Annotated in this window: 13 protein-coding genes; 5 read left to right on the top strand and 8 right to left on the bottom strand. The window is 64.1% G+C overall.

The annotated features are described in order from the left end of the window. Nucleotides 1–20: 20 nt before the first annotated feature. Together Harman_RS04405 and Harman_RS04400 are read right to left on the bottom strand one after the other, a co-directional pair. Nucleotides 21–326 carry an acc operon protein gene (locus tag Harman_RS04405; protein WP_137682586.1) on the bottom strand — a complete coding sequence of 102 codons (306 nt, stop codon included), beginning with the start codon at nt 324–326 and terminating at the stop codon, nt 21–23. Nucleotides 327–328: 2 nt separating this feature from the next. Next, on the bottom strand, nt 329–1,879 hold the full coding sequence (locus tag Harman_RS04400) for an acyl-CoA carboxylase subunit beta (protein WP_137682585.1): 1,551 nt from the start codon (nt 1,877–1,879) through the stop codon (nt 329–331). A gap of 141 nt (nt 1,880–2,020) precedes the next feature. Between Harman_RS04400 and Harman_RS04395 the strand changes: the two genes are divergently transcribed. After that, a complete protein-coding gene (locus Harman_RS04395) occupies nt 2,021–2,644 on the top strand; it encodes a uracil-DNA glycosylase family protein (protein ID WP_137683130.1) in 624 nt (207 codons plus the stop codon). A gap of 31 nt (nt 2,645–2,675) precedes the next feature. Here Harman_RS04395 and Harman_RS04390 read toward each other — a convergent pair whose 3' ends face one another. Continuing rightward, nucleotides 2,676–3,461, bottom strand: coding sequence for a helix-turn-helix transcriptional regulator (locus Harman_RS04390; RefSeq protein WP_137682584.1), 786 nt, complete (start codon nt 3,459–3,461; stop codon nt 2,676–2,678). Nucleotides 3,462–3,685: 224 nt separating this feature from the next. Here Harman_RS04390 and Harman_RS04385 point away from each other — a divergent pair, with 224 nt between their 5' ends. Continuing rightward, on the top strand, nt 3,686–4,666 hold the full coding sequence (locus Harman_RS04385) for a DMT family transporter (protein WP_137682583.1): 981 nt from the start codon (nt 3,686–3,688) through the stop codon (nt 4,664–4,666). 25 nt (nt 4,667–4,691) lie between these two features. On the opposite strand, the gene Harman_RS04380 is transcribed toward Harman_RS04385, so the two are convergent. Further along, nucleotides 4,692–6,029 (bottom strand): sodium-dependent transporter, encoded by a 1,338-nt coding sequence (locus Harman_RS04380; protein ID WP_137682582.1) that lies wholly within the window; start codon nt 6,027–6,029, stop codon nt 4,692–4,694. A gap of 164 nt (nt 6,030–6,193) precedes the next feature. Between Harman_RS04380 and Harman_RS04375 the strand changes: the two genes are divergently transcribed. Further along, complete coding sequence (locus tag Harman_RS04375; RefSeq protein WP_137682581.1) at nt 6,194–7,249, top strand: sensor histidine kinase; 1,056 nt, start codon at nt 6,194–6,196, stop codon at nt 7,247–7,249. Nucleotides 7,250–7,258: 9 nt separating this feature from the next. Here the strand turns inward: Harman_RS04375 and Harman_RS04370 are convergent, their stop codons facing one another. Together Harman_RS04370 and Harman_RS04365 are read right to left on the bottom strand one after the other, a co-directional pair. Beyond that, nucleotides 7,259–7,969: an SDR family oxidoreductase gene (locus Harman_RS04370; RefSeq protein WP_137682580.1), complete on the bottom strand. Its 711-nt coding sequence runs from the start codon at nt 7,967–7,969 to the stop codon at nt 7,259–7,261. A 95-nt stretch (nt 7,970–8,064) separates the two neighbouring features. Next, nucleotides 8,065–9,021, bottom strand: a complete 957-nt coding sequence (locus tag Harman_RS04365; protein ID WP_137682579.1) for an NADPH:quinone reductase — start codon at nt 9,019–9,021, stop codon at nt 8,065–8,067. A gap of 224 nt (nt 9,022–9,245) precedes the next feature. Between Harman_RS04365 and Harman_RS04360 the strand changes: the two genes are divergently transcribed. Both Harman_RS04360 and sop2 read left to right on the top strand, forming a co-directional pair. After that, on the top strand, nt 9,246–11,501 hold the full coding sequence (locus Harman_RS04360; RefSeq protein ID WP_137683129.1) for a methyl-accepting chemotaxis protein: 2,256 nt from the start codon (nt 9,246–9,248) through the stop codon (nt 11,499–11,501). Nucleotides 11,502–11,503: 2 nt separating this feature from the next. After that, the gene (gene sop2 / locus Harman_RS04355) at nt 11,504–12,214 is read left to right on the top strand and encodes a sensory rhodopsin II (protein ID WP_137682578.1); all 711 of its coding nucleotides are present in this window, start codon (nt 11,504–11,506) and stop codon (nt 12,212–12,214) included. Nucleotides 12,215–12,403: 189 nt separating this feature from the next. Here sop2 and Harman_RS04350 read toward each other — a convergent pair whose 3' ends face one another. Together Harman_RS04350 and Harman_RS04345 are read right to left on the bottom strand one after the other, a co-directional pair. Further along, nucleotides 12,404–12,730, bottom strand: coding sequence for a hypothetical protein (locus Harman_RS04350; protein WP_137682577.1), 327 nt, complete (start codon nt 12,728–12,730; stop codon nt 12,404–12,406). 147 nt (nt 12,731–12,877) lie between these two features. Continuing rightward, entirely contained in the window at nt 12,878–13,837 is a 960-nt protein-coding gene (locus Harman_RS04345) for a transcription initiation factor IIB (RefSeq protein WP_008310442.1), read from the bottom strand. Between the last annotated feature and the right edge of the window lie 243 nt (nt 13,838–14,080).

Raw genomic sequence — 14,080 nt, 5'->3', positions numbered from 1 at the left:
GACAGAAGGACTGCTCGCGGTCAGAACCGCTCGGTTCGCCCGGCGGCACTCCAGGGGTCGGTCGGCGCGTCGGAGCGTACTCGAACGGACCGTCTTTGCGTGGCTTCGACGCGCCCGGAGAACGACCACTGCTTGCCGTCCCAGGAGTCCCCGTCGTCCGCTGCGGCGGCCGCCGCTGCCGCTGCGGCCGCGCGCTGGCGGTCGGTGAGGTGTGCGCCGACGGCGACGGCGATGGCGGCCGCCTCGTCCGTCGAGGCGTCATCGAGCTGTGCGGCGATTTCCGCGACCAGTTCGGCGTCGACCGCCGAGTCTGTGTCAGTCGCCATCGTTACAGTGGGATGTTCCCGTGCTTACGGTCGGGCTGGTCCTTTCGCTTCCCTCGGAGGAGGTCGAGGTCGTCGATGAGCCGCGGCCGGGTCTCCTGGGGTTCGATAACGTCGTCGACGAAGCCGCGCTCGGCCGCCGTGTAGGGGTTGGCGAAGGCGTCGCGGTACTCGTCGATAAGCTGTTGGCGGCGGGCCTCCACGTCGTCGGCGTCTTCCAGTTCGTCGTCGTAGAGCACGTTCACCGCGCCCTGTGGCCCCATCACGGCGATTTCGGCGGTGGGCCAGGCGTAGTTCATGTCCGCGCCGATGTGCTTCGACGCCATCACGTCGTAGGCCCCGCCGTAGGCCTTCCGCGTGATGACGGTCACGAGCGGCACGGTGGCCTCGGAGTAGGCGTACAGGAGCTTCGCGCCGTGGTTGATAATGGCGTTGCGCTCCTGGTCCTTGCCGGGCATGAACCCGGGCACGTCGACGAACGTGAGAATCGGGATGTTGAACGCGTCACAGAACCGGACGAAGCGCGCGCCCTTCCGCGAGGCGTCGATGTCGAGCGTCCCGGCGTTGACACGGGGCTGGTTGCCGACGATGCCGACGCTGTGGCCGTCCATGCGGGCGAAGCCGATGACGATGTTGCGAGCGAAGTCCTCGGCGACTTCGAAGAAGGAATCTTCATCGACGATACGTCCGACGACATCCGTCATGTCGTAGGGTTTCTGTGGCGCGTCGGGGACGGCCGTCTTCAGTTCCTCGTCCTGGCGCTCGGGGTCGTCCCAGGGGTCGACGCGGGGCGGGTCCTCGACGTTGTTCTGGGGGAGGTACGAGAGGAGATACCGGATGTCGTCCATCGCCTCCTTCTCGTCGGCGGCCGTGAAGTGGGCGACGCCGGACTCGGAGGCGTGGGTCTTCGCACCCCCGAGTTCGTCGAAGCCGACTTCCTCGCCGGTCACCGTTTCGATGACATCCGGCCCGGTGATGAACATATGGCTGGTCTCTTCGACCATGTAGACGAAATCGGTAATCGATGGGGAGTACACTGCACCGCCGGCACACGGCCCCATAATCGCCGAAATCTGCGGGACGACGCCGCTGGCCTGCTGATTGCGGTGGAAGATGTCGGCATAGCCTGCCAGCGAGTCGATACCCTCCTGAATCCGCGCGCCGGCGGAGTCGTTCAGGCCGATGATGGGCGCGCCCGTCTCGATGGCCTTGTCCATCACCTTACAGACTTTCTGTGCGAACGCCTCGCCCAGCGACCCGCCGAAGACGGTGAAGTCGTGGGCGAAGACGTACACCTGGCGGCCGTCGACCTTGCCGTAGCCGACGACAACGCCGTCTCCCGGTACTTTCTTGTCGGCCATGTCGAAGTTCGTCGAGCGGTGTTCTCGAAGTGAATCGATCTCAACGAAGGTGCCCTCGTCGAGGAAGTAGTCGATGCGCTCGCGGGCGGTGAGTTTCCCGCGGTCGTGCTGGGCCTCGATCCGCTCCTCACCACCGCCCCGCTCGGCCGCAGCTTTTCGTTCTCGAAGGTCCTCGACACGGTCATCGTGGCTCACGCGATATCACTTCTCCCGGACCGGAGCATATCCGACTCCTTGCGGGCATCCGAGAAAAGCGTTATCAAAGTTAACCATTATTTGCCGTATTCGATGGCCGAAACCGGCGGAGTTTTGGGTGATGGCACGCTCCCATCGCGCGTGAAGAACGTCACGGCCCGCCAGCACAACCCCTTCGGCTTCGACGCACCCTGTGAGCCGTTCGTCCCGGGGTACGGCGACGCCAACGCCCACTTCCACGTCATCGGCGACCATCCGGGTATCCACGGTGGCGCGGTGTCCGGCGTCCCGTTTACCGGCAATGCCGCGAGCGAGCGACTCCAGCGGGCGCTCGTCACGGCCGGACTCCTGCGCGAAGCCGGCGACCCGCCGACCGTCGAGAAGACGTACCTGTCGTATCTGTACATGTGCGGCGGCGACCCGCCCACAGAGACGGATTACGACGACTTCGAGCCGCTGTTTGACACAGAACTCCGGGCGATCACCGCCCACGTGCTCTTACCCGTCGGCGAGCGCGCCACCAGACACGTGTTCGCGAACACGACGGCCGAGCCGACCGACTCGATAGATATGGACGCCCGCCACGCAACGGAAGTCGTCGGGAGCGGCTGGCTCGTCTACCCCATCAAAGAGCCCGCGGAGTGGACCGACGACGACGAGACGGCCCTCGTCGATGCGCTGACTGCGCTGTTAGAAACCGACTACCGCCGCGAGGCGGACCTCGGGCGGTTCATGCCGGGTGAGGACCCGTATCTGGTCCGGTAGCTGACGGTCGACGTTTTACAGCGAGGCGGAGTCACAGCGACCCCGAGAGCGGCTCCGCGGACTCCCAGTACGCCTCGAACGTCTCGATGGCCCACTCGCGGACGGCCGGTGCAGTCGTGTCGAGAGACGCCTGCAGGACGCCGCTGTCGTCCCGCAGCAACAGGTGGACCACGTCGTCGGCGATCATCACCGCGAGTGGCACACCGTCGGTCCGGACCCGGAGCGACGCGTCCGGTTCGGCACGCAGCGATTCGAGCCGATTTCGGAGCCGGTCGTCCGCTGTGAGCGCGTCAATCGCGCCGGGCGAGAACACGCCCGAGAACCGCTGTCCCCCGGTAGCCACCCGCTCCTGAACGACCCGGATCGTCTGGTCGTTGAACGCATGCGAGAACGTCCGGACCTCCTCGGCGTCCCGCAGCAGGTCCAGCAGCCGCTGGACCGGCGCGTTCGGGCGCGTCTGGCTCGGGACGGTAATCGTCGCGTCGGCCAGGTGCCGCAGGTCGAACTCCATCTCGTCGGTGGGGAGATACTGGACGATATCGCGCAGTCCCCGCTCGGTTTCGAGGATGTCCAGCAGGTCAGTGAACCCGTCGGCGACGATACGGCCCGTCGCCGTGGCGACGTACTCGCCGCCCGTCCGGCGTATCCACGACCGTTCCTCGAAATCCGCGATGATCCGCCCGAGCGTCGCCTGCGACGCGCCGGTTTCGGTCGCAAGTTCCCCGCGCGAATGTGGCTCCGCTGCCAGGAGGCGTAACACCTCGACCCGGTTCGACGAGAGCGCGAGGAACTCGATCTCTTCGAGCGCCGATTCCATACCGCCGCGTTGGGCACTGCGTCCTAAAGTACTTTCGCAGCATGAAATGATTTCACACCGTGAATGTTCGTCACGGGTGTTTGGCCGTTTCGCGTTATGTAATATTTTCTAAACGGCCCTATAAGCCTCGATCCCGTACCGTAGAGTACGATGACTCAGGTTTCTCTATACGTTCTCTCTGTCGGCTGTGCAGTCGTTTCAGAAATCATATACGAGGTGGGGCGATGATTTCACGCCGCACGCTCGCCTTCGCTGCGGTCGCCAGCGTCCTGTTCGGCGGCACCTTCGTCGGCGCGAAGGCCGGCCTGTCGTATCTCCCGCCGCTTCTGTTCGTCGCGCTTCGGTTCGACATCGCCGCCGTTGCCCTGCTCGGTTACGTCGTTGTGACGCGGTCCCGGGCCGAACTGGTCCCGCGGACCCGCGGCGACGTACTGGCGATTCTCTCGACGGGTCTGTTCGCTATCGGCCTCGCAAACGCGCTGCTGTTCGTCGGCCAGCAGTCCGCCACCAGCGCGGTGGCTGCCATCGTCTTCAGTCTCAACCCGATTCTGACGCCGGTCTTTGCCGCTATCCTGCTCTCCGACGAGCGGCTTTCGGCCCGCGGTGGGCTCGGCATGATTATCGGCCTGCTCGGCGTCGGCCTCGTCGTCAGCCCCGATCCGGCGATGCTCCTCAGCGGTGGCATCGGCAAGCTCGTCCTGTTCGCTGGCGCGGCCAGCGCGGCGCTGGGCAGCGTCCTCATCCGGTGGTCCAACGGTGGCCTGTCGAGTACGGTCCGGACGGCGTGGGCGCTCCCCGTCGCGGCTGTTCTCTGTCACGCGTTGAGCGTCGGCATGGGCGAATCAGCGGCCACGGCAGTCTGGTCCCCCACGGCTATCGCCGCCCTGCTGTACGTCGGCATCTTTGCCGGCGCGGTCGCCTACATCGCCTACTTCGGCCTGCTCGATGTGACTGGTGCGATCCAGGCCAACCTCATCTTCTATGTGGTCCCCGTCGTGTCGACGCTGGGCGGCTGGGCCTTGCTCGGCGAGGCCATCACCTCGACGGCGGTCGTTGGCTTCCTGACTATCTTCGCGGGATTTGCGGTGCTTGGCAGCAACTCGGTCGATATCCATTCGCTGTTTTCGGACGGCACCAACGAGACAGACGCCGCGACCGAAGGGTTTGGACTCCCCGACGAACCGCGCGGGGTTGAGTCCGACTAAGCTGAAAACTGAAGCTAGACGCTGTTTATATCGGCGGGATGATCGCGGGGTCCTCAGCGAGGAACAGCGTCTGCAGTCCCAGTGCCAGCGTCAGGATGACGCCGAGGATGACCACCGTCCGGACCATCCAGAGCCAGGTCGGGCCGAACGCCCGGAGGCCGCCCGTCCCCTGCCGGAGCTCAGCAACTGCGTTCGAGGAAAGGACCCAGCCGACGAACACTAGGATCAGCAGTACCGACAGCGGGAGGAACAGCTTGTACGCGAGCGTATCGAACCAGCCAAACCACGCCAGGTCCCAGGCTGACGGCAGACCCAGAACGAACAGCCCAACCCCGAGCAGTGCTGCCAGTGGGACCCGCGAGTACGACGTGTTGTCAACGCCATAAGAGACGACAACTTCGAGAAGGCTAATGGCGGAGGACACCGCGGCGATGAGGACAACGCCGAAGAACACGACGCCGAGGAGTCGCCCCCCGGGGAGCTGTGGGAACGCCGACGCCATCGCAACGAAGATAGCCGACGGGCCACTGGTGTCGGGGCTGACGCCGATGGCGAAGAGAATCGGGAACACGACGAGCCCCGCAAGCACACCGACGAGCGTGTTCGTCACGACGATGATGCCCCCATCAACCGGGAGGCTCTCGTCGTCACCGATGTACGAGGAGTAGGTGATCATGGCCGCCATCCCCAGTGAGAGGGTGAAAAACGCCTGTCCGACTGCGAACGGGATCAGGTCGCCGGCATTCGCGGCCAGCGTCGAGAAGTCCGGCGAGAGGAAGTAGCTGTAGCCAGCCCCTGCCCCGTCAAGCGTGGTAACCCAGGCCGCCATCCCGAGCATGAGGACAACGATGCTGGGGACCATCACTTTCGTCGCTTTCTCGATACCGTCCTCGACACCCACTGCGACAATGCCGACACAGATCAGCAGGAACAGCGCCTGTCCGGCGATGGCCTCTGGACCACTGGAGATGGCGCCGAAGTACTCCGCGGAGTTGCCGAAGTATGCACCCGTCGCGCTGCCGAGGATATACCGCATGACCCACCCCCCGACGACGTTGTAATACGAGAGAATCCAAAAGCCCGTAAAGACACCCAGGCCACCGACGATTCGCCACTGCTTGAAGCCGAGTTCGGCGAACGCGTCGACGGCATTGCGGTTCGTTCGCCGTCCGATGACGAACTCCGCCAGCATCGCCGGGAAGCCGATGAGCAACACGGCCGCGAGATAGAACACCAGGAACACCGCGCCGCCGTTCGTCGCGGTCTTGAACGGGAACTGCCAGATGTTTCCGAGCCCGACTGCGCTACCGATGGCTGCGAGGATGAACCCGAGCCGTGACGCCCACGTCTCTCTGTCACTCATTGTGACGCCGGATATTCCTTTGGCGAATAAAACCACCGTGATTCTCGTCCGCGGTACCAGTCGGTGGTACCGGTGCGGAAACGTCCCCTTCGAACCCGAACAGTATCAACCGAGAGAATCGCGGTGATACCTTTTTGCCGGTCGTTTCCCGACAGAGGGTACACGTGACTACGAAACGTATTCTCGGGTGCGGGACGCTTACGCTGACCGGCGGAGGGATGGGACTGGTGTCAGCACGGCAGTTGATTGGCGTCACAAACGGCCTCGTCGAGACGGTGATCGCGGTGTTTGGCTTGTTGATCGGCCTCGGATTTCTCGCGGGTAGCGGTGTCCTGCTCCGCAGCGATCTCCGGACGAAACACGTGCTCAGAGTCGCCGGCTGGAACCTCCTCGGCATCGTCGCAACGTCCGCCGTGCTGGTGCTGATTCTGCTCTACCAGCGGGCCAGCGGGGCGACGCTCCTCGCGCCGCTTTTCAGCGGGACGATCATCGTCGGCGTCAGCGCCACCGCGCACGTCCTCATCGGTGTGAACGATGTCCGGCGGATACGGGCGCGGAACCTCGCGCGCCAGCGGGAGAAGACGACCGTGATGAACCGCCTCATCCGCCACGACCTGAAACACAGCGCGCAGGTGTTGCTCGGGCTCGGCGACGCCCTCGCCGGCACTCCGAACCCGGACGTGGACGACATCGGGGGCCGCGTCCGAACGGTGGGGGCTGACCTCGCCGAGATAGACAGTCAGGTCGAGACGGTGACCGACCTCATCGAGACCGACGAGGTCAATCGTGAGCCGGTGACTATCGGCTCTCTCATCGAGGACTCCGTCGCGGAGCTGCGACCGCAGTTCCCCGACGCTACAGTGACCGTGCGCACTGACGAGTCCGTCCGTGCGTTGGCCGGCGATCCACTCGCAATCGCACTCAGTGAACTAATCGAGAACGCGCTGGTCCATGGTGGCGACCCAGCGACGGTAGACATCCATGTCACGGCCGAGCGAAAGACCGTCACGGTGTCGGTCAGCGACGACGGCCCCGGTATCCCGGAGAGCGAGCGTGACCTGATCAGCGGCGACCAAGAGGTAACGCAGCTAACCCACAGCAACGGACTGGGGCTGTGGCTGTCCAAGTGGGTCGTCGAGGCCTACGGCGGCACACTCGAATTCGGCGCGGACGACGACGACGGCGCGACGGTCACACTGCGACTCGACAGGGCGGACTAACTCTCTGGGTCAGGCCTCGCCGTACACTGGCACTGCCGCGCCGCTCGTGACCGTAGCGGCGTCTGAACAGAGGAACAACAGCACGTCCGCGATGTCTTTCGGATCAACCCACTTTTCGAAGTCGGAGTCGGGCATCATCTCGCGGTTCATCGGCGTATCGATGACGCTCGGCATCACGGCATTGGCTCGCACCGTCCCGAGATTCTCTTCGGCGATGGTCTCCGTCAGCAGTCGGACGCCGGCCTTCGACGCCCGGTAGATGCCGTCGCCCTCACCACCTTCCAGCGACGACCGCGCCGAGACGGAGACGATTGCCCCCTCCGTTTCCTGCAGGTGTGGCACGGCGTGTTTCGACGCCAGGAACATCGTCTTCAGGTTCACGTCGAAGAGGAAATCGAACGTGTCCGCGTCCGTCTCGTGGATCGGTGTGCCGCCGCGCCAGGTCCCGGCAATGTTCAGCAGGTAGTCCAGTCGCCCGTGTTCGTCGATGACTGCGTCGATGGTCGCGGCAACGTCGTCCTCGTCGCTGAGGTCTGCCTGGTAGAAGTCCACACGGTCGGGCTCGGCCAGCAGGAAATCCTCCGTGTTCGGCTCGATAATGTCGCTGCCACAGACGGTCGTGCCGGCCTCAACGAAGGCGTTCGCGACTGCGCTGCCCAGCGCCCCGCCGACGCCGGTGACCAGTGCTACCTCGCCGCCGAAGTCAAATTCGACTGACATACTCGTGTCAACAGTTGGCGCGCCGATAAAGGTCCGTCTCCAGTCGTCCGGGACGGGTCTCGAACACCGACGGCGGCCCGCTTGCGGCGGCAGCGCTACAGCGTAACGACGAGTTTGCCGAGGAAGCTGTCGTTCAGCACGTCCTCGTGGGCCCGGGAGACCTCGTCGAGGTCGTAGCGGCGGGCGACGACTGGCGTCAGTTCGCCGTCGGCCATGAGCGTCGCCAGCCGGGAAAGCACTGCGCCGAACTCGGGCGTGTTGAACATCGAGACGTGGTGGACACTGAGGGCTTTCGCCCGGCAGCGCGGGACGTTCTCGAAGGTCGCCGCGAGGTCGGTGTTGCCGATAGCGGCGATCCGAGCGCCCTGGGCGGCCACCTCGGCGTCGAACGCGAGGTAGTCGTCGAGCCGGTGGTCGAGAATCACGTCCGGTGCGCCGGCGTCGACCACTGCATCGGCGAGGTCGTCACGGCTGTAATCAAACACATCGTCTGCGCCGAGGTCGGCCAGTTGACTGTGGTAGGTCGGCGAGGCGGTCGTGGTGACCTTGGCCCCGTTTGCCGCCGCCAACTGGACTGCGAGGTGGCCGACGCCGCCGCTGCCGCCGTGAATCAGCGCCCGTTCGGCCGGTTCCAGCGAGCAGGCGTCGACGAGCGTCTGCCAGGCGGTGACGCCGACGAGGGCGACGGCTGCCCCCGCCTCGGCGGACACCCCTTCTGGGAGGTGCGCCAGATGCGACTCGGGGACGGTGACGTACTCCGCACAGGTCCCCTGAAGCCAGTTGCCCAGCCCGGTCGCGAACGCCCGGTCGCCCTCGGTGAAGTCGACCACGCTCTCGCCGGTCGCGGCGACGGTCCCGGCACAGTCGGAGCCGGGAGTCCAGGGTAGCTCGCCCGGTTCGTAGTCGCCGGTTCGGAAGTACGTATCGACCGGGTTGACCGCCGCGGCCTCTACTTCGAGCAGGACCTCCTCGGGACCTGGTGTGGGTCGGTCGATGTCGTCGACGCGGAGCACGTCCGCCCCGCCGTACTCGTGGAATCGTACAGCGCGCATTAGGGAACTGGTCACGTGGGATCGGGAAAACATTTCCCCACGGGAATGCTGGCGTGTGCCGTATCGTGGCACCGATTTCGGCGCTCCGGCGAAGCTGCTTATCAGCCATGAAAATTGCGTAACAACCCTTTATTAGCGGCTTTCCATAACACTGGACGATGGAATCAGATAGGGGCTCGCCACTCCCGAGTTTTATTGCCGGCAGTTACGCTGCCAGACTCGGGGTGGCGCTTTCGTTCGCGATAATTATCATTATCGCCGTCGGTGTCCTGACAAGTGTTCAGGCGTCCGCGACGTTGGAGGAAGACGTTACGGACGACATCACAGCACTGTCAGAGACACAGGCCGCACAGTTAGATGACTGGCTGACGACATCGCGGCGGAACGTCCGGTCAACGTCGCGACTCCCCGTATTTACCGAGGGGACAGGCACGGAGAAACAGCAACGACTGGAGCAACTACACACGAACGAGGAGTTGCCACCCGGTGTCGTCGCGGTTCACTATCTCGACACCGAAACGAACGAGATCCGGGCCAGTTCGAACCGGGATTTCATCGGCGTGAACGCCGCAGACCAGGGGGCTCCGTTCGCCACGAACCCGCCGCAGTTCGACAGCCCCGACGACACACACGTGACGGAACCGTTCTCCGTGTCGGTCGTCGATCACCCGGTAATCGCCGTCGTTTCGCCGATTCCAGGGGAGGACAACCGAGCGCTCGTGTATATGATCGACCTCCGCGAGAAGGCCGACCAGGTCTCGAACCAGCGTGAGGGGTCGTTCACCACGGTCGTCAGCACTGACGGCGAGTTCGTCTCGCACCCAAACACCTCGATGATCGGCGCGACCGCACCGATCTCGCAGATGGAGTCGAACCCGCTTGGGACCCTCGAACCCGGACAGAGTTCCTTCCATGAAACTGACAGTATGCTGATGGGGCTCACCCGACTCGAATCCCAGGACTGGGTCGTCATGGTCCATTCGGACCCGGCGGTCGCCTACGCGCTGAGCGACCAGATCAACTCCGACCTCATCGGACTCATTCTGCTCGCCGTCGTCAACCTCGGCCTCATCGGGGTCACGATTGGCGGCAACACCATCGCTTCGCTCCGGCGGCTCTCCGCGAAGGCCGAAGCGATGGCCGATGGCGACCTCGACATCGACCTGGAGACATCCCGTGAAGACGAGTTCGGGACGCTGTACGGGGCCTTCGACAATATGCGGACGAACCTCCGCACACAGATCTCTGAGGCCGAAACCGCCCGTGAGGAGGCCGAACAAGCGAAGGAACGGGCGGAAACCGCCCGTGAGGAAGTCGAGTCCGAACGCAACGAGATGGAGGCGCTGACCGGCCATCTCGAACTCAAGGCCCAGCAGTACAGTGACGCGCTTGAGGCCGCTGCCAACGGCGACCTCACCGCCCGGGTGGAGACGGACAGTATGAACGAGGCGATGGCCGAGGTCGGCGAGGACATCAACACGACGCTGGATGCGCTCGAAGACACCATCGCGGACATGAAGGCGTTCGCGACGAACGTCATCCAGTCCAGCGACCGCGTCAACTCGAACGCTGAACGGGTCGACCAGGCGAGCAAACAGGTGTCGAAGTCTATCAACGAGATTTTCGAGGGGACGACCGAGCAAAACGAGGGACTCGAATCGGCGGCCGCCGAGATGCAGAACCTCTCGGCGACCGCCCAGCAGGTCGCCTCCTCAGCACAACAGGTCGCGACCACCTCCCAGTCGGCCGCCGAGGTCGGTGAGGACGGCCGTGAAGCCGCACAGGAGGCCATCGCGGAGATGAACGCTATCGAGGACGAGACCGGCGAGACCGTCGAGGAGATCAACGCCCTCGACGACGAACTCGACGAGATCGGCGAGATCGTCGGCGTCATCACGAAGATCGTCGAGCAGACGAACATGCTCGCGCTGAACGCCTCCATCGAAGCGGCACACGCCGACGGGGACGGCGAGGGGTTCGCCGTCGTCGCCGACGAAATCAAGGGTCTCGCAGAGGAGACAAAGGAGGCCGCTGCCGACATCGAACAGCGTATCGAGGGCATCCAGGAGCAGGCCGGCGACACCGTCGAGACGATGGAGTCGACCAGCACCCGGATCACCGAAGGCGTCTCGACGGTCGAGGAGACCGTCGATGCGCTGGAGACTATCGTCGAGTACACGGAGGAGGTCGACACCGGCATTCAGGAGATCGACCGGGCGACCGAGGAGCAGGCCCGGACCGCACAGGACGTGATGGAGACCATCGACGACTTGACGACGATCAGTCAGCAGACCGCGACGGAGGCCGATACCGTGGCCGGCGCGGCACAGGACCAGTCGGCGTCTATCGACGAAGTGTCGGATTCGGCGACGGAACTGCGCCAGCGGGCTAACGATCTCGAATCGCTTCTGGACCGCTTCACCGTCGAAAACTCGGCCGGGACGGACACCGACAGCACCGCCGCGGTGGGGGACGACTAACAATGGCAACGATAACCACCTGGTTTACGCTGGGACTACTGGGCGAACTGCTCGGGACGGCCGTGCTGGCCTATGGCTACACGCTCGTCCCCGAAGAGACGCGAAAGCGGTACCTGCTGTTGGTTGCGATTCCCGGTATCGCAATCGTCGCCTACGCGCTGATGGCGATGGGCTTCGGATCGATTCAAACTGAGGGCCACGCAGTGTACGTGATCCGCTACGTCGACTGGCTGTTGACGACCCCGATCAACGTCCTGTTCCTGGCGCTGCTCGCCGGCGCGAGCCGACAGGACACGGTGAAACTCGTCGTCCTGCAGGCGCTGACTATCGTCTTTGGCTTTGCCGGCGCGGTCACGCCGTCGCCGGTCAGCTACGGGCTGTTCGCGGTCGGTGCGGCACTGTTCGGCGGCGTCATCTACCTCCTCTACCGGAACGTCGCGGCGGCCGCGGAGTCGACGCTCTCGGACGTGGAGATGAGCCTCTACCGAACGCTCCGGAACTTCGTCGTCGTCCTCTGGCTGGTGTACCCGGTCGTCTGGCTGGTCGGCGCGCCGGGGCTGGGACTGATGGACGTGGAGACGGCGTCGCTCGTCATCGTCTACCTCGACGTGGTCACGAAGGTCGGCTTCGGCCTCATCGCGCTGCTGGCGATGATGAACCTCGGATCAGTTAGCGAGACTGGCGAGGAAACGATGGCAGTCGCGGACGATTAGCGAGGGGCCCGAACAGTGCGAGGGACGCGAACGAAGTGAGCGGCCCTCGACAATGCGAACGGGGAACGAAGTGACCCGTGAGCGGTGAACGGATCTCGCAGGACCGCGAGCCGCGACGGAAGTGATCCGTGAGCAGTCCCGTTTCGGGAGTGAGTCACTGCACGCTGATTTTATTCGACGGAGTCAGGATTAGTCCTCAGTGCGGGTCTCAGTGGCGTCTGATTCGTCAGTCGCGTCAGCCGCTTCAGTCTCAGCGATGGTGTCGAGCGCGTCAGGAAGCTGGTTCTCGATGAGCCAGAACGTCAGTCGGTAGACGCCGTAGCCGAGCACGACGAACAAGACCAGGTCGATGAGATACAGTTCGAGGAACTCGATGAGCGAAATCTCGTTGAGCGCGAGGTCGCCGGAGAGGATGAGAAACTCAAGCGTGGCGACGACGAACAGCGCAGGGGCAAAGAGAACCACCAGTCCGATGACGAGACGGACGATCCACTTTTGCGGGTCAGCCGATGACATACCGACAGTATCGCCGTCCAGACGGATAGTTCTGTACGACGGCAGTGGCGACAATAGCTGGCATCGGAGCCGGGCTGCTCGACACAACTGACCCACGACTACCGGTCGCTCGTGAGCGCCAACAAAAGGGAGGTGAGTGCTATCCGATCAGTGGATGCCCATCGCTTCGATCTGCTCCTGATACCGGTTTCGGATGGTGACCTCAGTCACCTGGGCCACGTCGGCGACCTCGCGCTGGGTCTTCTTCTCGTTACAGAGCAGCGAAGCGGCGTAGATGGCCGCAGCGGCGTAGCCGGTGGGTGATTTCCCCGAGAGCAGGCCCTGCTCGGCGGTGGTGTCGATGATCTCGTTGGCCTTGGACTGGACCTCCTCGGAGAGTTCCAGTTCGGAGGCAAAGCGCGGGACGTACTGCTTGGGGTCGACCGGCTCCATCTTCAGTTCGAGTTCCTGAGCGACGTAGCGATACGTCCGCCCGATTTCCTTCTGCTCGACGCGGGACACGTCCGAGACTTCCTCCAGACTGCGGGGGATGCCTTCCTGTCGACAGGCCGCGTACAGGCAGGCGGTGGCGACGCCCTCGATGGAGCGACCGCGGATGAGGTCTTCGTTGAGCGCTCGCCGGTAGATGACCGAGGCGACTTCCCGGACCGACCGGGGGACGCCCAGTGCGCTCGCCATGCGGTCGATCTCCGACAGCGCGAACTGCAGGTTCCGTTCGCCGGCGTCTTTGGTTCGGATGCGTTCCTGCCACTTCCGGAGGCGGTGCATCTGGCTCCGCTTCTCCGAGGAGAGCGACCGACCGTAGGCGTCCTTGTCCTTCCAGTCGATCTGTGTGGTCAGCCCCTTGTCGTGCATCGTCTGGGTCGTGGGGGCTCCGACGCGTGACTTGGACTGGCGTTCAGAGTGATTGAACGCCCGCCACTCCGGCCCGCGGTCGATGTTCTCGTCCTCGATGACGAGGCCACAGTCCTCGCAAACGAGCTCACCGCCGCCGTCGCTGGATATGGACTCCGACTCACACTCGGGACAGGTCTGCTGGCCCGTGCTCTCGGACTCCTCCTCGCGTTCCTCCTGGTCAGAATCCCGCTGGCGCGTCGGCCGTTCCATGTGTTCTTTTACGGAGAAAAGCCAATCACGTATAAATGTTTGGGCGAGGCCGACAGTTTTGCCTGATTTGACCCCCAGTCAGGAAGGCTAGGTGGAATAATGATGTTAAATTTAGCTAGAACTGTCTATGTTTCGAACTATCGGCGGGTGTAACCGGATACGAACCCCCTGTCTCTCCGCGGGACGGCGGTGGAACGCGGCTGGCCCGACATCGCTCGACCGGCATATCGCGCTCTTTTAGTC

It is taken from the genome of Haloarcula mannanilytica (assembly GCF_005406125.1).
GTDB lineage: Archaea > Halobacteriota > Halobacteria > Halobacteriales > Haloarculaceae > Haloarcula > Haloarcula mannanilytica.
This window is presented reverse-complemented; position numbering and strand designations above follow the sequence as displayed.